The 22,393-nt window shown below is 52.3% G+C and carries 22 protein-coding genes; 9 read left to right on the top strand and 13 right to left on the bottom strand.

Features of this window, described 5'->3' with window-relative positions; genetic code table 11:
• Positions 1-19: 19 nt before the first annotated feature.
• The 4 genes from glnA (at position 20) to add (ending at position 5,499) form a co-directional block, all read left to right on the top strand.
• On the top strand, positions 20-1,429 hold the full coding sequence (gene glnA, locus KDD30_RS16565; protein ID WP_211646798.1) for a glutamate--ammonia ligase: 1,410 nt from the start codon (positions 20-22) through the stop codon (positions 1,427-1,429).
• 345 nt (positions 1,430-1,774) lie between these two features.
• Positions 1,775-2,839, top strand: coding sequence for a nitrogen regulation protein NR(II) (gene glnL, locus KDD30_RS16560; RefSeq protein ID WP_371826055.1), 1,065 nt, complete (start codon positions 1,775-1,777; stop codon positions 2,837-2,839).
• Between the two features lie 74 nt (positions 2,840-2,913).
• A complete protein-coding gene (glnG, locus tag KDD30_RS16555) occupies positions 2,914-4,329 on the top strand; it encodes a nitrogen regulation protein NR(I) (protein WP_211646797.1) in 1,416 nt (471 codons plus the stop codon).
• 168 nt (positions 4,330-4,497) lie between these two features.
• Positions 4,498-5,499: an adenosine deaminase gene (gene add / locus KDD30_RS16550; RefSeq protein WP_211646796.1), complete on the top strand. Its 1,002-nt coding sequence runs from the start codon at positions 4,498-4,500 to the stop codon at positions 5,497-5,499.
• Between the two features lie 101 nt (positions 5,500-5,600).
• On the opposite strand, the gene hemN is transcribed toward add, so the two are convergent.
• The 5 genes from hemN to KDD30_RS16525 all read right to left on the bottom strand — a co-directional run bounded on the left by hemN (position 5,601) and on the right by KDD30_RS16525 (position 9,567).
• Positions 5,601-6,974, bottom strand: coding sequence for an oxygen-independent coproporphyrinogen III oxidase (gene hemN, locus KDD30_RS16545; RefSeq protein ID WP_211646795.1), 1,374 nt, complete (start codon positions 6,972-6,974; stop codon positions 5,601-5,603).
• Positions 6,975-7,132: 158 nt separating this feature from the next.
• A complete protein-coding gene (locus tag KDD30_RS16540; protein ID WP_371826054.1) occupies positions 7,133-7,618 on the bottom strand; it encodes a DUF2489 domain-containing protein in 486 nt (161 codons plus the stop codon).
• A 3-nt stretch (positions 7,619-7,621) separates the two neighbouring features.
• Positions 7,622-8,155, bottom strand: a complete 534-nt coding sequence (yihI, locus tag KDD30_RS16535; RefSeq protein ID WP_211646794.1) for a Der GTPase-activating protein YihI — start codon at positions 8,153-8,155, stop codon at positions 7,622-7,624.
• Complete coding sequence (locus tag KDD30_RS16530) at positions 8,152-8,796, bottom strand: class I SAM-dependent methyltransferase (protein ID WP_211646793.1); 645 nt, start codon at positions 8,794-8,796, stop codon at positions 8,152-8,154. Before KDD30_RS16530 ends, yihI begins: the two co-directional genes overlap by 4 nt.
• Positions 8,797-8,949: 153 nt before the next feature.
• A complete protein-coding gene (locus tag KDD30_RS16525) occupies positions 8,950-9,567 on the bottom strand; it encodes a cytochrome c (RefSeq protein ID WP_211646792.1) in 618 nt (205 codons plus the stop codon).
• A gap of 158 nt (positions 9,568-9,725) precedes the next feature.
• Here KDD30_RS16525 and yihA point away from each other — a divergent pair, with 158 nt between their 5' ends.
• Positions 9,726-10,400: a ribosome biogenesis GTP-binding protein YihA/YsxC gene (gene yihA, locus KDD30_RS16520; protein ID WP_211646791.1), complete on the top strand. Its 675-nt coding sequence runs from the start codon at positions 9,726-9,728 to the stop codon at positions 10,398-10,400.
• Positions 10,366-10,638, top strand: coding sequence for a hypothetical protein (locus tag KDD30_RS16515; protein ID WP_211646790.1), 273 nt, complete (start codon positions 10,366-10,368; stop codon positions 10,636-10,638). Before yihA ends, KDD30_RS16515 begins: the two co-directional genes overlap by 35 nt.
• A 763-nt stretch (positions 10,639-11,401) precedes the next feature.
• Here KDD30_RS16515 and polA read toward each other — a convergent pair.
• Positions 11,402-14,185, bottom strand: a complete 2,784-nt coding sequence (gene polA / locus KDD30_RS16510; protein ID WP_211646789.1) for a DNA polymerase I — start codon at positions 14,183-14,185, stop codon at positions 11,402-11,404.
• A gap of 326 nt (positions 14,186-14,511) precedes the next feature.
• On the opposite strand from polA, the gene elbB reads away from it, so the two are divergent.
• Complete coding sequence (gene elbB / locus KDD30_RS16505; protein WP_211646788.1) at positions 14,512-15,162, top strand: isoprenoid biosynthesis glyoxalase ElbB; 651 nt, start codon at positions 14,512-14,514, stop codon at positions 15,160-15,162.
• A gap of 442 nt (positions 15,163-15,604) precedes the next feature.
• Here elbB and KDD30_RS16500 read toward each other — a convergent pair whose 3' ends face one another.
• The 5 genes from KDD30_RS16500 to ftnA form a co-directional block, all read right to left on the bottom strand.
• Positions 15,605-16,048 carry a GNAT family N-acetyltransferase gene (locus KDD30_RS16500; protein WP_211646787.1) on the bottom strand — a complete coding sequence of 148 codons (444 nt, stop codon included), beginning with the start codon at positions 16,046-16,048 and terminating at the stop codon, positions 15,605-15,607.
• Between the two features lie 288 nt (positions 16,049-16,336).
• Entirely contained in the window at positions 16,337-17,149 is an 813-nt protein-coding gene (locus KDD30_RS16495) for a DUF3800 domain-containing protein (protein ID WP_211646786.1), read from the bottom strand.
• Between the two features lie 160 nt (positions 17,150-17,309).
• Positions 17,310-18,497 carry an NAD(P)/FAD-dependent oxidoreductase gene (locus KDD30_RS16490; RefSeq protein ID WP_211646785.1) on the bottom strand — a complete coding sequence of 396 codons (1,188 nt, stop codon included), beginning with the start codon at positions 18,495-18,497 and terminating at the stop codon, positions 17,310-17,312.
• A 133-nt stretch (positions 18,498-18,630) separates the two neighbouring features.
• Entirely contained in the window at positions 18,631-18,969 is a 339-nt protein-coding gene (uspB, locus tag KDD30_RS16485) for a universal stress protein UspB (protein ID WP_211646784.1), read from the bottom strand.
• Positions 18,970-19,082: 113 nt separating this feature from the next.
• Positions 19,083-19,610: a non-heme ferritin gene (gene ftnA, locus KDD30_RS16480; RefSeq protein WP_211646783.1), complete on the bottom strand. Its 528-nt coding sequence runs from the start codon at positions 19,608-19,610 to the stop codon at positions 19,083-19,085.
• 242 nt (positions 19,611-19,852) lie between these two features.
• On the opposite strand from ftnA, the gene KDD30_RS16475 reads away from it, so the two are divergent.
• Both KDD30_RS16475 and KDD30_RS16470 read left to right on the top strand, forming a co-directional pair.
• Positions 19,853-20,275: a universal stress protein gene (locus tag KDD30_RS16475; RefSeq protein WP_211646782.1), complete on the top strand. Its 423-nt coding sequence runs from the start codon at positions 19,853-19,855 to the stop codon at positions 20,273-20,275.
• 151 nt (positions 20,276-20,426) lie between these two features.
• Positions 20,427-21,299, top strand: a complete 873-nt coding sequence (locus KDD30_RS16470; protein WP_211646781.1) for a carboxylate/amino acid/amine transporter — start codon at positions 20,427-20,429, stop codon at positions 21,297-21,299.
• A 108-nt stretch (positions 21,300-21,407) separates the two neighbouring features.
• Here the strand turns inward: KDD30_RS16470 and fre are convergent, their stop codons facing one another.
• Positions 21,408-22,118 (bottom strand): NAD(P)H-flavin reductase, encoded by a 711-nt coding sequence (gene fre / locus KDD30_RS16465; protein ID WP_211646780.1) that lies wholly within the window; start codon positions 22,116-22,118, stop codon positions 21,408-21,410.
• Positions 22,119-22,127: 9 nt separating this feature from the next.
• Positions 22,128-22,391 (bottom strand): 2Fe-2S iron-sulfur cluster-binding protein, encoded by a 264-nt coding sequence (locus KDD30_RS16460; protein ID WP_211646779.1) that lies wholly within the window; start codon positions 22,389-22,391, stop codon positions 22,128-22,130.
• Positions 22,392-22,393 lie beyond the last annotated feature (2 nt).

The raw sequence follows: 22,393 nt of genomic DNA, 5'->3' as shown, positions 1-22,393 counted from the left end.
ACACCGGAGGTTACTTAAGATGTCAGTAGAAAACGTACTCGCGTTGATCCAGGAAAACGAAGTTAAATTTGTTGACCTACGCTTTACCGATACCAAAGGTAAAGAGCAACACATCTCTATCCCCGCTCACCAGATCGACGCTGACTTCTTCGAAGACGGTAAAATGTTCGACGGTTCTTCGGTCGCTGGCTGGAAAGGCATTAACGAATCTGACATGGTGATGATGCCGGATGCATCCACTGCTGTGCTGGATCCGTTTACTGAAGATGCAACCCTGAACATTCGTTGCGACATCCTGGAGCCTGCAACCATGCAAGGCTACGACCGCGATCCGCGTTCGATTGCCAAGCGTGCAGAAGAGTACATGCGCAGCACAGGTATCGCAGATACAGTGCTGGTTGGCCCAGAGCCAGAATTCTTCCTGTTCGACGACGTGAAGTTTGCAACTGATATGTCCGGTTCTTTCTTCAAAATTGATGATATCGAAGCGGCATGGAACACCGGCACCAGCGTTGAAGGGGGTAACAAAGGTCACCGTCCTGGCGTGAAAGGCGGTTACTTCCCGGTTGCACCGGTTGACTCATCTCAAGACATCCGTTCTGCCATGTGTCTGATCATGGAAGAAATGGGTCTGGTTGTTGAAGCGCACCACCACGAAGTGGCCACTGCGGGTCAGAATGAAATCGCAACCCGTTTCAACACCCTGACTTCCAAAGCGGATGAAATCCAGATCTACAAGTATGTTGTGCATAACGTCGCGCACGCATTTGGTAAAACAGCAACCTTCATGCCGAAGCCACTGGTTGGCGACAACGGTTCTGGGATGCACGTGCACCAGTCTCTGGCAAAAGACGGCCAGAACCTGTTTGCAGGCGACAAGTACGGCGGTCTGTCTGAAATGGCTCTGTACTACATTGGCGGTATCATCAAGCATGCGCGCGCAATCAACGCATTCGCAAACCCATCAACCAACTCTTACAAGCGTCTGGTTCCTGGGTTCGAAGCACCGGTCATGCTGGCTTACTCTGCCCGTAACCGTTCAGCGTCTATCCGTATCCCAGTGGTACCAAGCCCGAAAGCACGTCGTATCGAAGCACGCTTCCCGGATCCGGCAGCAAACCCATACCTGGCATTTGCTTGCTTGCTGATGGCGGGTCTGGACGGCATCAAGAACAAGATCCACCCGGGCGAAGCGATGGATAAAGACCTGTACGATCTGCCTGCAGAAGAAGCAGCAGAGATTCCAAAAGTAGCAGAGTCTCTGGAAATCGCTCTGAAAGCACTGGATGAAGACCGTGAGTTCCTGACCGCTGGCGGCGTATTCTCTGACGATTTCATCGATTCTTACATCGCGCTGAAATCCAAAGATGTTGAGCGTCTGAACATGGCGACTCACCCGCTGGAATTCGACCTGTACTACTCAGTTTAATCCTGAGCAATACCGACTGAATCTCTGATGAAAGGCCTGCTCATGCAGGCCTTTTTTGTCGGCCTTCCTTCAGAAGCACCCTAGATTTCACCGCTGAACCGCGGGCACCACCCGCAGCAAAGGCGGCACTCTTATTGCATTATTGCTTTCAGAGACACCAAGAAGATCAGTACAACACAGACCAAACACCGGATTGCACCATCTCCTGACACCCATCCGGCCGACCGCCTGCAAAGTACTGCACAAAGACAGAGAGACGAGCTACACTGTTATGCACCAAAATAGTGCAATGCACCTGCCGGGTCTGACAAGACACGAACAGGGACACACCACAAGGAAGAAACTGTGACTGCTGTGTTTATGCCTTTGATTCTCAACAATCTGGTGACGGCGGTGATCCTGCTGGATGAACCGCTCAAGATTCGCTACGTCAATCCGGCGGCAGAACAGCTGATGTCCTGCAGCCAGCGGCGCCTGCTGGGCAGCCGGTTTCCAGATTTACTGCAGCACAGTTCGCTGGATCTGGGCCTGATTCAGTCCACAGTGCAAAGCGGTCAGGGACTCACGGATGGTGAAGTCACGCTGGTGATTGACGGCCGCCATCATACGCTGGAAATCAACGCCAGCCCGGTCAGCTGGCAGAAAGAAGTCCTGATCCTGCTGGAACTGAAACCCATCGATCAGCAGCGTCGTATCAGTCAGGAAATCAGCCAGCACGCTCAGCAACAGGCCGCCAAAGAGCTGGTGCGGGGTCTGGCGCATGAGATTAAAAATCCGCTGGGTGGCCTGCGTGGTGCCGCCCAGTTACTCGAGAAAACCCTGCCCGATCCCAGCTATACCGAATATACCCAAATGATCATTGCCCAGGCCGACCGCCTGCGTAATCTGGTTGACCGCCTGCTGGGGCCGCAAAAGCCCGGGATCCGGACCGTCGGCAATATTCATGTGGTGCTGGAAAAAGTGCGTCAGCTGGTGTCACTTGACCACAGAGATCAAAAGCTCACGATTCAGCGCGATTATGACCCCAGCCTGCCCGATTTCAGTATGGATCCGGAGCAACTGGAGCAGGCCATTCTCAATATTGTCAGTAACGCTGCGCAGGCCCTGAGTCAGCAGCCGGGCCACGGCACCATTGTGCTGCAAACCCGGACAGCCCTGCAGGCCATGATTCACGGCCAGCGCCACCGGATTGCCGCCAAGATTGACATTATCGACAACGGACCCGGGATCCCGGCCGATATTCAGGACACCCTGTTTTACCCCATGGTGACCGGCCGGGAAGGCGGCAACGGCCTCGGACTGTCGATTGCCCAGAATTTAATTGACCAGCACCACGGCAAGATTGAAGTCACCAGTTGGCCGGGGCAAACCCGGTTTTCGATTTATTTACCGATTCAAACCACAGAATAACAAAGCAGCCGGGCGCTCATCCTCATTGCCTTTTCGCCCGGGAAGCACACAAAGGACACAACGGAGGGCATGCGATGAGCAAAGGATTAATCTGGGTTGTTGATGATGACAGCTCAATACGCTGGGTCCTGGAGCGGACCCTGAATGCAGCCGGATTACGCTGTGAAACTTTCGCCGATGCCGACAGCGTCGTCGAAGCACTGGAACGCAGTGTGCCGGATGTCCTGGTGTCGGATATCCGGATGCCGGGCACCGATGGCCTGACGCTGCTGCGCAACCTGCATCTGGATTATCCGACCTTGCCGGTCATTATTATGACGGCGCATTCGGATCTGGATGCGGCGGTGAATGCCTATCAGGAAGGCGCGTTTGAATATCTGCCCAAACCCTTCGACATTGATGAAGCAGTCAGTCTGGTCGAACGGGCGGTGACCCACAGCCAGGAGCAAAAACGCCAGCAACAGCCCGCCGAAGTCACTCAGCGTGCGCCTGAAATCATCGGGGAAGCACCGGCCATGCAGGAAGTTTTCCGGGCAATCGGTCGCCTGTCCCGTTCCTCAATCTCAGTGCTGATCAACGGGGAATCCGGAACCGGTAAGGAGCTGGTTGCTCAGGCGCTGCACCGCCACAGCCCTCGCAAAGAAAAAGAGTTTATCGCCCTGAACATGGCCGCGATTCCGAAAGATTTGATTGAGTCTGAACTCTTCGGCCATGAAAAAGGCGCCTTTACCGGTGCCAATAACATCCGGCAGGGACGGTTTGAGCAGGCCAATGGCGGCACACTGTTTCTGGATGAAATCGGCGATATGCCGCTGGATATCCAGACCCGGCTGCTGCGGGTGCTGGCAGATGGCCAGTTCTACCGGGTGGGCGGGCACTCGCCGATCAACGTCGATGTGCGGATTATCGCAGCCACGCACCAGAATCTGGAACGTCTGGTTGCCAAAGGGGACTTTCGGGAAGACCTGTTTCACCGCCTGAATGTGATTCGCGTGCATCTTCCGGCACTGAAAGATCGCCGTCAGGATATTCCGCAACTTACCCGGCATTTCCTGAAGCGGGCCTCCGATGAACTGGGGGTGGAAATCAAATCTCTGCATCTGGACACCGAAACCCTGCTCACCAGCCTGAACTGGCCCGGGAATGTCCGGCAGCTGGAAAACACCTGTCGCTGGCTCACCGTCATGGCCAGCGGTAATGAGATCCTGCCGTCCGACCTGCCTCCGGAGCTGACCGCCCCCGACAATCAGCCCGAAGGCGATGAAGAAGCACTGCACTGGCATCAGTCGCTCCAGCGCTGGGCACGACAGGCACTGCAACAGGGCAATCAGAATCTGCTGGGCGAAGCCATGCCGGAGTTTGAGCGAATCCTGCTCGATACGGCGCTGGAATTCACTCACGGCCATAAACAGGAAGCTGCCAAGCTGCTCGGCTGGGGTCGCAACACCCTGACCCGCAAGCTCAAAGAACTGAATATAGCCAGCGATTAAACTAACCGGGTACCTGACGGTCACCCACGCCTACTGGTGGTTTTTTCAACAGAGACAGTAAACATCGGCCTGATCTTTTTGATCAGGCCGGATCCATCTCTTTCCCCGGATGAATGTCATGCCATCTTTGCTTATACTGAGGCAAACGTTTTTCCGGGATACCTCATCATGATTCAGAAAAATCTGCCACTGACCGATCTGCACCGTCACCTCGACGGGAACATCCGCATTCAGACCATTCTTGAGCTAGGCCAGAAATTTGGCATGACACTGCCAGCCAACGACATCGAATCGCTGCGTCCGCACGTTCAGATCGTCGAAGCCGAGCCAAGCCTGGTTGCATTCCTGTCCAAACTGGACTGGGGCGTGGCGGTACTGGGCGATCTGGAAGCCTGCCGCCGGGTTGCGTATGAAAACGTGGAAGATGCCCTGAACGCACAAATCGATTACGCTGAATTGCGTTTCTCGCCTTACTACATGGCGATGAAACACAACCTGCCAGTCGCCGGCGTGGTAGAAGCTGTGGTGGATGGGGTTCAGGCCGGTTGCCGTGATTTTGGCATTCAGGCCAACCTGATCGGCATCATGAGCCGGACTTTCGGAACACAAGCCTGTCAGCAAGAACTGGATGCATTGCTCAGCCAGAAAAATCATCTGGTTGCCGTCGATCTGGCCGGTGATGAACTGGGCCAGCCAGGCCATCAATTTGTCGGCCACTTCAAGCAGGTGCGTGATGCCGGACTTCAGGTGACCGTTCATGCTGGTGAAGCTGCCGGACCGGAAAGCATGTGGCAGGCGATTCAGGAACTGGGCGCAGTGCGAATCGGTCACGGCGTGAAAGCAGTGGAAGACGCTCGTCTGATGGATTATCTGGCCGAACACAAGATTGGGATTGAATCCTGCCTGACCTCGAACATCCAGACCAGCACGGTCGCCAGCCTGTCCGGACACCCGCTCAAGCAATTTCTGGATCATGGTATTCTGGCCTGCCTGAATACCGACGACCCCGCGGTTGAAGGCATCGAACTGCCTTACGAATATGAAGTGGCAGCGCCAAAGGCTGGCCTGACGCCTGAGCAAATCCGTCAGGCGCAAATCAATGGACTGGAACTTGCTTTCCTGTCCGACAGCGAGAAAAAAGCGCTGCGTGAGATGGCGGCAACCCGCTGATCACTCACGCCGTATCCGTACATTCATGATGAAAAACGCCCCGGCAGGTCTACCCGCCGGGGCGTTTTTTTGAATGCAGAAGCCCTTCGCGGACACCGCCGTTAAATCACCCGCGAAAACTGTTGCTGGCGCGCACGCTGACGCAGATACACATCAAAACACATACAGATATTGCGGATCAGCAACCGACCTTTCGGAGCGACCTGAATCCGGTCCGGCGTCACCGTGACCAGACCATCGTCAATGAAGGTCTGCAACAGCGCTAAGTCTTCCGCAAAGTAGTCTGCAAAGCCGATCCCGTAGCGCTGTTCGATGTCGGTGGTTGAAAGCTCGAACTGGCAGATCAGGGTTTTAATCACTTCCCTGCGCAGTAAGTCATCGGCGGTCAGTGTGACCCCTTTCCACAACGCGTGTTGTTTCGTTTCAATGTCGGCATAATAAGCTTTGAGCTCTTTCTGGTTTTGCGCATAACTGTCACCAATCATCGAAATGGCAGAAACACCCAAGCCCAGCAAATCGCAATCGCCCTGAGTGGTATAACCCTGAAAATTCCGGTGCAGTTTTCCCTCGCGCTGGGCCACCGCCAGCTCATCATCCGGCAGTGCAAAATGATCCATCCCGATAAACTGATAACCGGCATCGGTCAGCGTCCGGATTGTGGTGTGCAGCATCGCCAGCTTTTCCGAAGGTGCAGGTAAATCTGCATCTTTAATTTTGCGCTGTGCGGCAAATAGTGCCGGCATATGGGCATAGTTAAAGACAGATAACCGGCCCGGCTGCATTGCCAGCACTGCGGCCAGCGTTTTGCTGAAGCGTTCGGTATTTTGTTTGGGCAGGCCGTAAATCAGATCCAGGTTGGTCGAACGAAACCCGAGTTCGCGTGCGCGACGGACCAATGCTTCAATGAAATCCTGATCCTGCTCGCGATTCACCAGCTGCTGCACTTCTTTGTCAAAGTCCTGCACCCCGATACTCAGCCGGTTGAACCCTTCAGCCCGCAGGTGATCCAACAGGTCCAGTTCCATCCGTCGCGGGTCGACCTCAATACTGATTTCTGCATCCGGCAGCAGATGAAACTGCTCGCGAATCAAGGACATTAAACGGGTAATCTGCGCCTTGGTTAAAAATGTAGGGGTGCCGCCCCCCAGATGCAGTTGGCTCACTGCCCTGCCCCGGACCAGCGCAGCGCGCTGATGGATTTCCACCGCTAGCGCCGCCAGATACACGTCCGCTTTATGGGCGTGCCGGGTGATCACCTTGTTACAGCCGCAGTAATAACAAAGCGTATGGCAAAACGGAATGTGGAGATAAAGCGACAGACGACGGTCCGGATACTGCTGGCTCGCTGTCACGAAATCGGCGGGGGTGAATCCGGACTGAAACTCAAGCGCCGTCGGATAGGAGGTATAGCGGGGGCCAGAGTAGTTGTATTTTTCGATCAGGGTCTGGTCCCAAATCATCGCAGGCTTTGTCATGGCGGCTTTCCTCACGGACGGACTTCAGGTCAATCCGGTAAGCTAGCATGGCCTCAGCCAGTGTTTATTGATCGATCACAAGTCAGATCGTAATACATCGTCCCCACAAACAAAAAAGCCCGGTCCTATCGGCCGGGCTGATGATTTGAGGTCGGCGGTCAGGACGCCTTTTGGGTCAGGATCTGGGCCAGCTCCTGCTGAATGGCATCGAACAAGCGCGATTCAGCTTTCATCCGCACGAGATCATCTTTCATTCGATCCTGCTTGGCCAGTGCTTTACGCGCGTCGCCACGTGGCATGTCTTCCACCACCTGGTAGAGTTCATACAGCGCCGGATACTGAGCGGAAAAATTCACGCTGCGCTCTGCCTGAAGGACGGTCATCAGCTTATATAAGCGGATAGCGATTTCAGACATGTCACATTGCTCCTGCTTTCCGGCTTCCGCAATGATATAGACACTTTCCAGAATATTCGCATTCCGGACGGCAATCGCTTCCGCCTGCTGTTGCTCTGCCCGGGCAAGAAAGGCTGTGTGGCGTTGTTTCTGCTTGTACAGCTGATACAGCAAATAGCCGGCATATGCCGCCAGCACCAGCACAATCAGGCTTCCTGCCACCAGTAACCAGAGTTTCAGATCCTGCAAGGTTTACTCCTTATCGAAATCATCCCAACGGGCATTTTCGAAGTCGTCCAGCAGATCTTCCTCGCTGCGGGCATCCCCTGCGGCGATTTGATCATCTGCGGTCACGTCTTCCTCGTACAGACCCAGTTGTTTCATCAGTTGTTCAATACGATCCAGCTTCTGGTCGACCTGCTTCTGCAGCCCGGCACCCAGATTTTCACCTGCGTCCAGACGGTCCAGCAGCGCGATCAGTTGCGGATCATTTTCCAGCATCGCCAGTTCCTGCTCCGCGTTCATGCGGCGAACCTGCTTGCTTGGTTTCGGCTCAACAATCAGCGGAACCGGCTTTTTACTGCCATGGCGAGGATCCTTGGCCTGACCCTGACGGCTCGCGTTCTGAGCGCTGCCATCAGAGTGGCGGCTGCCTGCTTTCAACCCTTTCCGCTTGCGCGCTTTCTGGCGGACACGGCCATCCAGATCCTGCTGGCTGACACCTTTCTCTACGTACTGCGCCGGGCCTTCTGAACCAGGTTTACGGCTTCTTTTCTTACGGGTCATGACTGATCTTTCCTCAGCATAATTACATCGTTTCCAACAAATTCCACCGTCAGGCCATCACGCTGCGCCAGAAACTGAAAGGTTTCCCGGCTGAAAAAGCTGACGTGGGTGGGATCATTCTTGTAATGCCAGCGGCTGAATGCCGCGACATCGGTTGCCAGCTTCGTCATTAATCCCAGCCAGCCCCCAGGTTTGACCAGCGACAGCAACTGCTGCCACTCCCGGCCCGGGGTATAAAAATGTTCTATCGCCTCGGTACAGGTGACAAAGTCGTACTGACGTTCCAGCACTTGGTTGTCCGGGGCATAATAAGGATCATAGACGGCCATCCGGTGTCCCTGCTCGCGGAATATCGCCGCCAGCGCCGGACCTGGCCCGCAGCCAAAATCCAGTCCGTCCAGCGGCTCCTGCGGCAGCTTAGCAGCCAACGGCGACGCTAGACGCTGGAGAAATCCGCGGTAGCCTTCATCATCCACATGATTTTCATGCTGATCGTAGATGGCTTTCTCTTCTTCCGGCGTTAAATGTGAAGCCGGGTCTGCGAAGATCAGGCAACAATTCTGGCACTGAAGGTACGGGCGACGGCGGTCTTGATGATAAGGCACAACTGCAGTGTTGTTGCATAAAGTACAGGCCGTCATCGGTCACTCCTCAGTCAAAATCAGGCCGCGTATCATAGCAGACCTGTCCCGATTGAGAAATGGACAGCCTGTCTCCGCCCGGCACACTCAAATAAAAAAGGCAGCCAGAGCTGCCTTTTTTGCTTGCGATGCCTTGCGATACTGAGTTCGGGATCAGTGAAGACCGCCTAAATACTGAGACAGGGCGTCGATTTCCTTGTCGCTCAGCTTCGCTGCGACAGAGCTCATCATTGAGTTCATGTCGTTGTTTCGGTTGCCGTCGCGGAACATCGTCAATTGTTTCTTGATGTATTCCGCGTGCTGACCCGAGATATCCGGGAATCCAGACAAGCTAGTACCGTTTCCTCGAGGACCGTGGCACGCCGTACAGGCCGTGATCCCACGCTCGGCATCACCGACCCGATACAGTTGCTGACCAACTTCAATCGAGCTTTCAACGGTGGTACCTTCCACAGGAGGCAGGGAACCAAAGTAAGCAGCCAGATCCGCCATGTCTTGTTCAGACAATGGCATCGCCATGCCACCCATCACAGGATCATTACGCCCCTGTTCACCACCCGTTGTCATCGCCAGCTTGAATTCCTTCAGCTGTTTCTCCAGATAACGTGGGTGCTGACCCGCAAGGTTGGGGTATTGTCCGGTGATACCTTTACCATCAGCGCCATGACATGCTGCACATGTCGCTGCTTTTGCTTTTCCAGCTTCAACATCTCCCTGGGCCCAGCTTGTGCAACTGGCAAGAAGTGTAAATATCAATGCTAATTTCTTCATGACATTCCGTTTATAATTATTGAGCTTCCAGTACCACAAGTATTGCTCAGCAACATGGTATACAATGCACCATCAACCAAGCAGGGTTAGTGGTACATTTTACACACTTTCGCATAAAAGTAATTAGTCGACGACCAGAAGACTTGACGGAGTTAACAGTGAATTCCCCTCTCAACTACAGACAAACCCATTTTATTACCAGTGCCCCGGATATCCGCCACCTGCCTCAGGACAAGGGTGTTGAGATTGCTTTTGCTGGCCGATCAAATGCTGGTAAATCAAGTGCTTTGAATCGACTGACCGATCAGAAAAGTCTGGCACGGACCTCAAAAACACCGGGCCGTACGCAGTTGATCAATATGTTTGAGGTCGTGGGCGGCTGCAACCTGATTGACCTGCCCGGCTATGGCTATGCGCAAGTCCCGCTGGAGATGAAACAGAAGTGGCAGGCCGCGCTGGGTGAATACCTGCAAAAGCGTGAATGCCTGCAAGGGCTGGTCGTCCTGATGGATATCCGTCACCCGATGAAAGATCTCGACCAGCAAATGATTTACTGGGCAGTCGAAAGCCGTTTACCTGTTCTGGTGCTGCTGACCAAAGCGGACAAACTGAAAAGCGGCGCTCGTAAAGCGCAGTTGCTGAAAATCCGTGAAGCGTCACTGGCCTTTGGCGGCGATGTTGAAGTGGAATGCTTTTCAGCCCTGAAAGGCATCGGTGTGGATCAGGTTCGTCGTAAGCTGGACATCTGGTTTGCCCCTGAACTGGCCCGCCAGCAAGCTTTGCTGGAAGAAAATATTGATGGAATGGATAATTTCCCTGCCGATTCAGAATAATCCCCGTCTGTGCCTGGCACATCCGCCAGGCACTTTGCTTTATCCGGAACACCCACCCAGCCTGCAGACGGTCTCCGAAGCCCGGATAAAAATGACCCCACCGGAACGATGGGGCAACGGGAGAGAAATAGGAGGTTTTTATATTTGTCCGGAAAGGATTAATGATTTACCCCCGCAACGCAAGTTTTTTATCCACAATCTGGCCATTTTTTCCGCACTGATGCCAGATATTCATTAGCTCCGTCCGGGGTTAACTGCCATTTTTGTCCCACTCGTCCGAATATTCATGCCTATTGTTTCATTCAACAAATTAAGTCTGAGAAACCATGCGGGTCATCGTTCTGCATATGTTCTGAAATTGGAATTTAATTACAGAATGCTGGCAAAAAGACAAAAAAAAGCCACCTAAAAAATCAGGTGGCATGATCATGGATAGGTCGACTGTCACTCCAGAAGCACAGCCAGACTAAATATGAACAAGAAGCAGCAAGCAGTATACTGATCTGCACCGGCAATTTAAAGTAATTACTCTAACTTAAGTGATCTTGATTTGAACCCACAGAAACGCAAGCGCTGGGCTTCTATCCAATAGAAATTACTTGGTGAAAATCTCAGCATAAAATGAGACATCTGTCCTGAAAACAAGCCAAATTCAGCGAAAAGCAGGTTTCATCAAGCATGGGAAAAGTCAGGAAAGGCAGGCTGGTACAGTTTGGGAGGGCAGAAATAAAAACGCCCTGGTCAAATGACCAGGGCGGCTGAATCAGCCAAATCCAATAACGTGAAACAAAAGGTCTGAAAGATAGAACATCTTACCTCTGTACCCTACGCCGCTCACTGTATATCAATTGTGCAGCGATGGAAAGACCCTTTCGTAGTTTTTTTTCACACTTACCGTAATTTTGTTCTATAAAATCACCATAAACACTGATTCAGATTAGAAAAAACCGGCCTGGCGGCCGGTTCTTGAAGGTTTTATTACAGGTTTGTTTTCAGAACAATTAATGCGCCTGATCCCAGTTCTCACCGCTGCCGGCTTCTGCAATCAAAGGGACGTCCAGCTCTGCGGCGGCTTCCATCAATTCGCAGACCGACTTGGCCACCTCATCCAGCGCTGAAGTCTGGACTTCAAACACCAATTCATCGTGTACCTGCATCAGCAAACGCACGCGGCTGCTGTCCTGCGTTTGCAGCCAGGTATCAACGGCAATCATGGCACGCTTAATAATGTCTGCGGCTGTCCCCTGCATCGGGGCGTTAATCGCCTCCCGTTCAGCGGCCTTACGGCGAATCGCATTCCGGGATTTGATATCCGGCAGATATAAACGACGGCCAAACAGGGTTTCTACATAACCCTGCTCGCTCGCCTGAGATCGGGTACTTTCCATATATTCCAGCACGCCCGGATAACGCTCAAAGTAAATGTTCATATACTCCTGCGCTTCATTTCGGCCCATGCCCAGCTGTTTCGCCAGTCCGAAAGCGCTCATGCCGTAAATCAAACCAAAGTTGATGGCTTTCGCTCGGCGACGCTGCTCACTGCTGACTTCCTCAATCGAAATCCCCAGGATCTCTGCTGCCGTGGCGGCGTGGATATCTTTACCCTCGCGGAACGCATCCAGCAGCGCTTTGTCGCCAGATAAATGGGCCATGATCCGCAGTTCAATCTGAGAGTAATCCACTGCCAGGATCTGATAGCCTTCCGGCGCAATAAATGCCTGGCGGATCCGACGGCCCTGCTCATTTCGGATTGGAATATTCTGCAGGTTTGGATCCGTTGACGACAGACGCCCGGTTTTCGCGACCGCCTGATGATAAGAGGTATGGACCCGCTTGGTTGTCGGATTGATCATCCGTGGCAGTTTATCGGTATAGGTGGACTTCAGTTTGGCCAGACCGCGATGCTCCAGGATCAATTTCGGCAGCGGATAATCCAGCGCCAGTTCCTGCAACACTTCTTCATTGGTAGATGGGGTGCCAGACGGCGTTTTCTTCACCACAGGCAAGCCCATTTTCTCAAACAGAATCGCCTGCAACTGCTTGGGTGAACTGAGATTGAATTCCTCGCCGGCAACCTCATAAGCATCCGCCTGAATCTCATCCAGTCGCTTGGCAATTTCGTCCGACTGCTGATGCAGTTTCGCAACATCCAGCAAAACGCCGGTACGCTCCACGCGGGACAGGACCGGTACCAGCGGCATTTCAATGGTTTCAAATACCGACTTCAGCTTTGGATCCGCATTCAGTTTCGCAATCAGCAGGTTATGAAGACGCAAGGTGATGTCCGCATCTTCGGCCGCATACGGCCCCGCCTGCTCCAGATCGATCTGATTAAACGTCAGCTGCTTTTTACCTTTACCGGCAATCTCTTCAAAACTGATGGTTTTGTGTTCCAGATAACGCAGCGACAGGCTGTCCATGTCATGCCGGCCCACCACACTGTTATACACATAAGATTCCAGCATGGTGTCAAAGCGAATGCCCTGCATCGCCACATCATATCGAGCCAGCACACTGGCATCATACTTCAGGTTCTGGCCAACTTTTGCCTGCTCCGGATCTTCCAGTAACGGCTTGAGCTGCGCAATCACCCAATTGCGATCCAGCTGCTGCGGGGCATCCAGATAATCGTGGGCGACCGGTACGTAAGCCGCTTTCCCTTCTTCAACCGCAAAGGACACACCGACCAGGTTCGCGACCATATAATCCAGACTGTCGGTTTCGGTATCGAACGCAAAAACATCCGAATTTTTCAGGATTGTCAGCCACTCGGCGAAGCGTGCTTCATCCAGCACCACTTCATAACCACTGCGCTCAATCACAGGGGCTGGCATACTCGCCACTTCCGGCGCTTCCTCTGTCGCAATCGTGGCGGCCCCATCCGCGACAATCCGGCCATCGCTGCCATCCAGCATTTCAGCCAGCCAGCGACGGAATTGCAGTTTTCCGAACAACCGGGTCAGCTCGTCGGTATCCGGCGTGCCTTTCTGCAGATCCTGCGGACTGAATTCCAGTGCAACATCCAGCTTGATTGTCGCCAGCTCGTAAGACATCAATGCTGCCTCACGGTGCTCTTCCAGCTTTTTCGGCATGGTTTTCGAGCCCCGGAAACCCAGCGCCGGAATCGCATCCAGATGGTCATACAAATCTTTCAGGCCGCCAATGCCTGTCAGTAAGGCCGTTGCGGTTTTATCGCCCACGCCGGGAACACCCGGAATGTTATCGACTTTATCTCCCATCAGCGCCAGATAATCGATGATCAGTTCCGGACCAATCCCGAACTTTTCCCGCACACCATCAGCATCCATCACCACGCCGGTCATGGTGTTGATCAGCGTGATGTTGTCATCCACCAGCTGGGCCATGTCTTTATCACCGGTACTGATCAGCACGGGCATACCCGCCTGAGATGCCTGACAGGCCAAGGTTCCGATCACATCGTCCGCTTCCACACCCGGCTCACAAATCAGGGGCAGCCCCATGGCTTTAATGATGGCGTGCAGCGGTTCTATCTGGGCACGCAAATCATCCGGCATCGGAGGTCGATGCGCTTTATACTCGGGATAGAGCTCGTCACGAAAGGTCTTTCCTTTCGCATCAAACACGACAGCAATATGTTCGGTGGCAAACTGACGCAGCAAACTGCGCAGCATGTTGACCACACCATAGACTGCACCGGTCGGTTCACCGTCTGAGTTCGTGAAGTTCGGTGCCGCGTGATAGGCGCGGTAAAGATACGAGGAGCCATCGATCAGGATCAGTGGGTTTTCAGGAATCGTTGCCATAATGGATTGTCTGTATCTGGGAGATAAAAGGATCAGGGCCTTAGCATGCCATGAGACGTGGCAAGTGTTAACCGAAGTTTTTTCCTTTTCATCCCCTCACATCTGTGGATAAGTTTGTTAGTTTCTGAAATAAGCCTAATGATCATTTTTACATTTTTGTTTGGTTTATAATTTTATTTTCATTTAAAACAAAAACTTACCGACAAAAAATAAATGTGATCCAAGATCCTTAAATGATCATGAAATGTGGAAAAAGTTATCAGATGGCGGTGTAATCACCCAAAGCGATGCCAAATTCCCCAAGACTGAACAAAAAGGAGACCAAGATGAAGAAGGTTGCAGTGATTTTAAGCGGCGCCGGTGTCTTTGACGGCAGTGAGATCCATGAAGCTGTTCTGGCGCTCCATGCAATTGAGCAGGCTGGTGCAAGCTGGCACTGTTTTGCACCGGATATGGATCAGCACCATGTGATCAATCACATGACTGGCGAACCCATGCATGAAACCCGTAATGTGCTGGTGGAAGCGTCTCGGATCGCCCGGGGTCAGATCCAGAATATCACCGAGCTCAGTGCCCGTGATTTCGATGCGCTGCTATTGCCTGGTGGCTTTGGCGCAGCCAAAAACCTGTCTGACTTTGCCTTTCAGGGCGCACAGTGTCAGATCCACCCTGAAGTCAAACGGGCCTGTCAGGAATTTGCCAAAGCACAAAAACCAGCGGGCTACCTGTGTATTGCACCGGTCTTGATCCCACAGATATACGGCAAAGATGCGAAAGGAACCATCGGAAATGATAAAGACGTTGCCAGTGCTTTTCGCGCCATGGGCGGCGATCACATCGACTGTCCTGTGGATGAATTTGTACTGGATCAGGAACGCTGTCTGCTGAGTACGCCCGCCTATATGATGGCTGGCAGTATTTCGGAAGCTGCCAGCGGGATCAACAAGCTGGTACAGCATCTGGTGAAAATTGCCTGAAAAAGAAAAAGCGGCGCTTCAAGAAAAGCGCCGCTCAGCAGAATTGGTCCCGGTTTAAAGCCCTACACGATAAACCCAACCGAAGCTGTATTACTGGAAGCAATGTGAGCAATGTCGTGCCTTCATCGGAAAAGAATACTGCTTGGTGTTTCCCGCTGAGTGCAAGTTAATAATAACCATTCTCATTTCATTTGCAAGCAATGATTGAGAATAATTTTCATTTAACTGAAGTATCAAAGGCTTTTCTCAGAACAGGCAACCTCCTGCTGAAGTGCAAGCGGCAAAAAAGAAAAAAGCGGTGCCTGATAACAAGCACCGCTGAGCAAAATGAAGCAGATGATGTCGCCCTACACGTCACCTCTGCGATTCGCTGAAGTACACTGGAAGCAATGTAATAATAACCATTCTCATTTATAGATCAAGCACTATTTGAGAATTATTTTCATTTAGGCCGATCCAAACCAAACTTAACGAAATGCAGACGGTAATCTTCAATCCCGTCTTTCTTTTCCATATGCTCAATCTGATAACCATTGCGCAGCAGTAATCTCAGCATCGAAGGAAAGCGATTTCGGGACTTCACCCGGAGTTCCTGATACCCCTGGGCTTTCACCCAGACTTCCTGAGCCAGCATCAATGCCTGTGCGACGCCTTTCTGTCGCCCTTCCGGCACCACGCCGCCCAGCCAGCTGTAATAACAGGTCTCCGATAAGCGGTAGCCAATTTTCACACCAATCAGCTTGCCTTGCTCTTCAGCCACCAGAATCAAGGGACTACGCCCGCGAACCCGACTCGCGAGGCTTTCTTCTGTTTCCGGATGATCAAATTCGCTGATTCGGGCTAAGACCGCCGCCGCTTCCGCCAGCGACGCTTCACGTATGTCCATGCGCTCTCCTGATCCGCTTTACGAAACGGGTCTCTTTCAATCTCTGACCAAAAGTCTAAGTGAAACCAGGAAGATTGCGAACAATCCGCTGAGGTAATCCTCCCGTGTCATGGGAAGTTGATGTACCACGTCATGTGGTCATATTACGCTTGAATTTTTTCCGTGCTGTCCACTATACTAAGCGCAAGTGGATTGGGAGTGCCCGGTCGGCGTTGGAACCTCGGTGAGTATCATCGAGGTTTTTCGCTATCTGGAGACAGGTAAATTTGAAATAGACTCCCGAAAATACTAAGGAAAATGCTTAAGCCCCCACTGGTCAAAACCTTGACCAACTGCACACCTGCCACCTTCACAGTAAAATTTCTTCTGCAATGTATCGAATGCTTGGTTTACCTGAGTCGGATTAAGCACATGCCTACCGATTGGCCTTGCGACTAAATCTGCCAACTGTAACCCAGCCGAATTAGAGGTTTTTGATGCCATGCGGATCTTAAAGGGCAAATCTCGCTGATATTTATTTTCACCATCACAGATGCGGCGAAATTCCAGCTCGAGTTCGTTATCTTCTTTCTTGCCTCGACACTCAACAATCACATGCGTCTCAAGCGCTTGCTGGCCCTTTTCTGTTACCAAATCATACAAGGTTTCTAAGCAGTGCTTGAGAGCAATATGATAAGGATTTCCCACCTCTTCAGGATTCCGTATTTTATTCTTCTCAATCACGCAGGAAGCAAGAATAAAGTTACTGTCATCGATGATTTCACTTAAACGACCTAAGAACTGATTTTTGTCCGCTCGATTTTTGAACGTGGTGAAATCGCCTTTTTCTTTGCGGATCTCATGCTCATGTAAAATCACTAAATCGTGACCAAAATAGTCAAACTTTAGCTGTTGAAGCTGGGGGACGACATTGGATAGATAGTGCGCTTTGTAGAAAATACAAAACGCCAACACGAAGACTGGGTAATCCTGATCGATAGACGTCAGGCTATGGTCGCCACTTTCATCGACATAAACCACAAAGTCACTAAACCCACGCTTTCGACCAATCAGGGCCTCTTGCTCTTTTGGCTGTGGCTGGTCTTCAACATTATCGGTCATGCGCTGGTTGTCCTTGTTTTGCGTTTAGGCTTAGCAACTGCTCACTTGAATGTAATCTTTTTCAGTCGTGCTTTCGTAGATATTTCTCCGGAAATCAGATCTGGGTTTCCTTTGTGTCATTGGCCACACTACAAGCAAACTTCATTGCCTCTACACCCGCTTAAACATGCTGTCCCGCAACAAAACCAGAGCTCCAGGCCCACTGGAAGTTGTAGCCACCCAGCCAGCCACTGACGTCCATCACTTCACCGATGAAATACAGACCGGGAACAGACTTGGTTTCCATGGTTTTGGAAGACAGTCCGTCGGTATCGACACCGCCGAGGGTCACTTCAGCGGTGCGGTAGCCTTCCGTACCGTTCGGGGCAATTTGCCACTGATGGAAATAGTCGTGCAGCGCCTGCACTTCTTTTGGATTGAGCTGTTTAAGCGGCTTGTCTTCGAGATCCCCCCGTTCAATCAGGGCTTCGACCAGGCGCTTCGGCAGCAAACGGGACAGGGAGTTTTTCAGGCTTTGATTCGGGTGCTTATCACGCATCGCCTGCAGGGTTTCATCCAGACTCAGTGTCGGCAGTAAGTCGACAGAAACCGCCTGTCCCGGCTTCCAGTAGGACGAAATTTGCAAAATCGCCGGTCCGGACAGCCCCCGGTGCGTGAAGAGAATATTTTCTTTAAAGCTGGTGCCGTCTTCTGCGGTGACCACCGCTGGAACGGCAATCCCGGATAAGTCCGCAAACGCATCCTTGTCGGCCACATGCAGGGTAAAAGGCACCAGACCTGCCGTGGTCGGCACCATGTTGAGACCAAACTGTTCGGCAACCTGATAGCCAAATGGCGTGGCCCCCAGCTTTGGCATCGACAAACCGCCCGTAGCGATCACCAACGACGAACAATGCACGGTGTCGGTATTGAGCATCAGGATAAAACCATCGTCCGTTTTGGTGATATCGTGCACGTCGCAGCGGTAACGGTGCTGCACCGTAGGTAAATCACATTCTTTCAGCAGCATGTCGACGATGTCTTTCGCGGAGTCCAGACAGAACAGCTGACCATGATCCCGTTCTTCATAAGCGATATCGTGTTTGGCAACCATCGCAATGAAATCCCACTGGGTGTACTGCGCCAGCGCGGATTTGGCAAAATGCGGGTTACGGCAGACATAGTGACTGGCCGTGACATCGTAGTTGGTGAAGTTACAGCGGCCGCCGCCGGAGATCAGGATTTTCCGTCCCGGCTTTTTACCCTGATCGACCACCAGCACAGAGCGGCCACGCTTCCCGGCCTCTGCGGCACACATCAGCCCGGCAGCACCTGCGCCAATCACCACTACATCAAACTTCTCAGCCATTCTCTTATCCGCTATCGACACGCAACAAAAAATAAAAAGGATGCGGTAACCCAGTGGATCACCGAACATCCTTTTCAAGTGTGCGTATATTACCCAACTGTCGCCGGAATACCAATCAGCGCGCGCGTTTCAGTCAGATGCCGAGATAAGCGACCACGAAGATAGACACCAGAAAGACCATCAGACTGGTGCTGGCCAGCACAAACAGCTTGCGGACTTTTTCGCACTTCGCCATGAAGATTTCATCATGGTGCTTGTGATACTGCTGACTGCGGATGTAATGGAAGAGCCGGATTTGCTTGTTCATATTCCCCTGAGAGGAAAAAAAGCCCCGGCCGTCAACCTGCTGATAAAGGAGTGGATCACACTCGCGCATGACGACGAGTAAAGTTTTCAGCGTGCTGACATAACGAGAAATATTGATTATGGCCACAATAAACAGGGCCATGAGGATTGCATCACCACTTATCATAGTACCCCCCGAACAACGACTATTGTTCTGCGCAGGCCGGGCATGACAGGGAGCGGTAGACAACAGCGGCGTACTTTCGGAAAGGAACGCCGCCTCTATAACACCCAGGCCTGTTAACCCACCTGCTGACCCATCACGGAGCTGGATTCCTGCTTCGCCATGGCGGCAAGATCTTTATCGATGAAAAACAGCGCTTTGCCGTCTTCGCCAACCAGTTCGATCTTGTCCAAAATACCTTTAAACAATTTTTCTTCTTCGTGCTGTTCTGCAACATACCACTGCAAGAAGTTAAACGTGGAGTAGTCCTGCGTTGTAAACGCAACATGCGCCAGTTTGTTGATACGTTCAGTGATCAAACGCTCATGTTCGTAAGTGGCGCGGAACACTTCCCCCAAAGACGCATATTCATGCTGAGGGGCGTCAATAGTCCCCAAAATTGGCAGTGCACCGGTTTCACTCACATACGTAAACAAACGCTGCATATGCTGCATTTCTTCCGCGGCATGCAGACGAAGAAACTCAGCTGCTCCCTCGAATCCTTTATCTTCACACCATGCACTCATCTGCAGGTACAGGTTGGACGAAAAGAACTCCAGGTTAATCTGTTCGTTCAGCTTATCGACCATTGCTTGAGCAAGCATCGCACTACTCCTTTCCTAATCAAGTGTAATCAACACATTGTCACTATGCATAACTGAGTTTGCAACTCCAGGTGCAAGGTATCATGCTTATCCTGACGACAAATCAAAAAAAGCTAAAAAGAACCAACTGGATATCCACGCCACTCACAGCAGATTCCGTCAATGCAAGCAATGAGATCAGCACAGCATTTTTCACAGATACGCCATGTTAGCATATTAAAAACCTTACAGGAGAGCGGGTTATGACTTATCAACATATTCTGGTTGCAGTTGATTTATCTGAAGACAGTCAAATTTTGGTGACAAAAGGTGCGGCGCTGGCACGGACGCTCAACGCCAAGTTATCGCTGATCCATATCGATACCAACTATGCCGAGCTGTACACCGGCCTGATTGATATCAACATGGCCGAAGCACAGTACCGGATGGCCGATCATGCTCAGGAACAGCTGGAAGCGCTGGCCAAACAGGCTGAATTTCCTGTGACTCATACCTACGTGGGCAGCGGTGATCTGAGTGATGAAATCTGCAATACCATCAAAGAGTCAGACATCGATCTGATGATTTGCGGCCATCATCAGGATTTCTGGAGCAAAATTCTCTCCTCGACCAAACAGCTGATCAATCATACCCCGGTTGACCTGCTGATGGTTCCTCTGCACTAATTTCACCGGCCAGGCGCCCCTCGCGCCGCGGGCGATCTCGATTGGGCGGGTTGCCGTGACACCCGCCCAACTTCTTCACAGCAGACCAGCCTGCCATTGGCTGCAAGCGGATTTCAGTTACAATACGCCCAAATTTCAAAGGATGTACGCAATGGGATATTTAACTGCGATAACGCTGCTGTGGGCGTTTTCCTTCAGCCTGATCGGGGTCTATCTGGCCGGACAGGTCGATGCCTGGTTCTCGGTTCTGACCCGGGTGACACTGGCAGCACTGGTCTTCCTGCCTTTTCTGCGCCGTCAGCATCTGACCGGGAAACTTGCGCTTAAGCTGATGGTCATCGGCGCATTTCAGCTCGGCATCATGTACTGCTTTTACTATCAGTCGTTCCTGTACCTGTCGGTTCCGGAAGTCTTACTGTTTACTATTTTCACCCCGATTTACGTCACCCTGATTTACGATCTGCTGCAACGGCGTTTTTCGGCCTGGTATCTGGTCACCGCAGCCATTGCAGTGCTCGGTGCAGCCGTGATCAAATTTGAAGGGATCAACGAAAACTTCATTCTCGGCTTTTTTATCGTTCAGGGCGCGAATCTGTGTTTTGCCATCGGTCAGGTCGGCTACAAGGTGATCATGGAAAAAGAGCAGGCTGATCTGCCGCAACACACGGTCTTTGCCCTGTTTTATATCGGCGCAGTCTGCGTGGCCTTGCCGATGTTCCTGCTGTTCGGGAATATGGACAAGCTGCCGACCACCAACACCCAGTGGAGCATTCTGGTGTATCTGGGCATTGTGGCATCCGGACTGGGCTATTTCATCTGGAACAAAGGCGCAACACTGGTCAATGCCGGAGCACTGGCCATTATGAACAATGCACTGGTGCCAGCAGGCTTGATTGTGAATCTGGTGATCTGGAACCGGGATGTTGACTATCCGCGCCTGATCATCGGCGGTGCCATTATCCTGTTGTCTTTGTGGGTCAATGAAACCTGGGTGAAACGCCGCGTCGCTGCCGCACACGCCTGACCTGCCCCATTCCACCCCACCGCCAGCGGTTGTGGATGAAAAGCAATCATCAAAAAGCCCCTGTGATCCAGCGATCACAGGGGCTTTTTTCAGGTTTAATCCGTCGATTCAGATAAAGGCGTACGCGTCGGCAAACATCCGCTCGCGATCGGCCCCTTTTTCCGCTGTGAACTGCTCACGGGCAGCACCCGCCATCTCAAACCGGCCACAGATATAAATATCGTAAGCAGACAGGCTGACAAAATCGTCACAGACCGCTTCCAGCACATTACCGACCTTCCCCTGCCAGTCTGCCGGGGCAGATTCCACCACCGGGACATAGGTCAGGTTTGCATGCTGTGCCGCCAGTGCAACCAGCTCATCATGGGCATACAGCTGACAATCATCACGACCGCCCCAGTACACAAAGATGGGCTGGGTCATGCCCCGGCTCAGACAGTTATCCAGCAAGCTACGAACATAGGAGAATCCGGTACCACCGGCAATCAGCAGCAGCGGCTTGGCGCTGTCTTCACGCAGCCACGCGTCACCCATCGGTGCTTCCACCTCAAATGACTTGCCTTCCGCCATCGCCAGCTGCATCGCTTCGACAACTTCCATCGCAAACGGATTATGGTCCGCAGCACCGATGTGCAGTTCGAGTTCATTGCCACGGCAAGGGCTGCTGGCAATCGAGAACGGACGCTTGTCTTTTTCGCCCATCACCGCCAGCAGGTACTGACCCGCTTTAAAATCAACCTGCGCTGTTGGCTTCAGCAGGATGCGGTAGGTATTGCAAGCCAGCGACTCGACTGACTTCACTTCACATTGAATCGACATTCTGTTCCTCTATTCTAAAAGCAGTACCAAATCGCTGCGGGCCATTGCCAGACAAGGAAAAATCCATCCGGCGGCCTGCTCTTTTTCCGTCAGCATTGGTGCGAGCTGATATGCCACCTCACCCGACAGTTTGCGGCACAGGCAAGTGGCGCATGCGCCAACCAGACAACGGTGTGGAAAAGCCACCCCGGCCCGGTGTGCTGCACACAACAGGGTTTCATCATCCCTGACAAAAAAGGTCAATTCTTGTGGCAGCAGCCTGATCTGATACATCG

It is taken from the genome of Photobacterium sp. GJ3 (assembly GCF_018199995.1).
Lineage (GTDB): Bacteria > Pseudomonadota > Gammaproteobacteria > Enterobacterales > Vibrionaceae > Photobacterium.
This window is presented reverse-complemented; position numbering and strand designations above follow the sequence as displayed.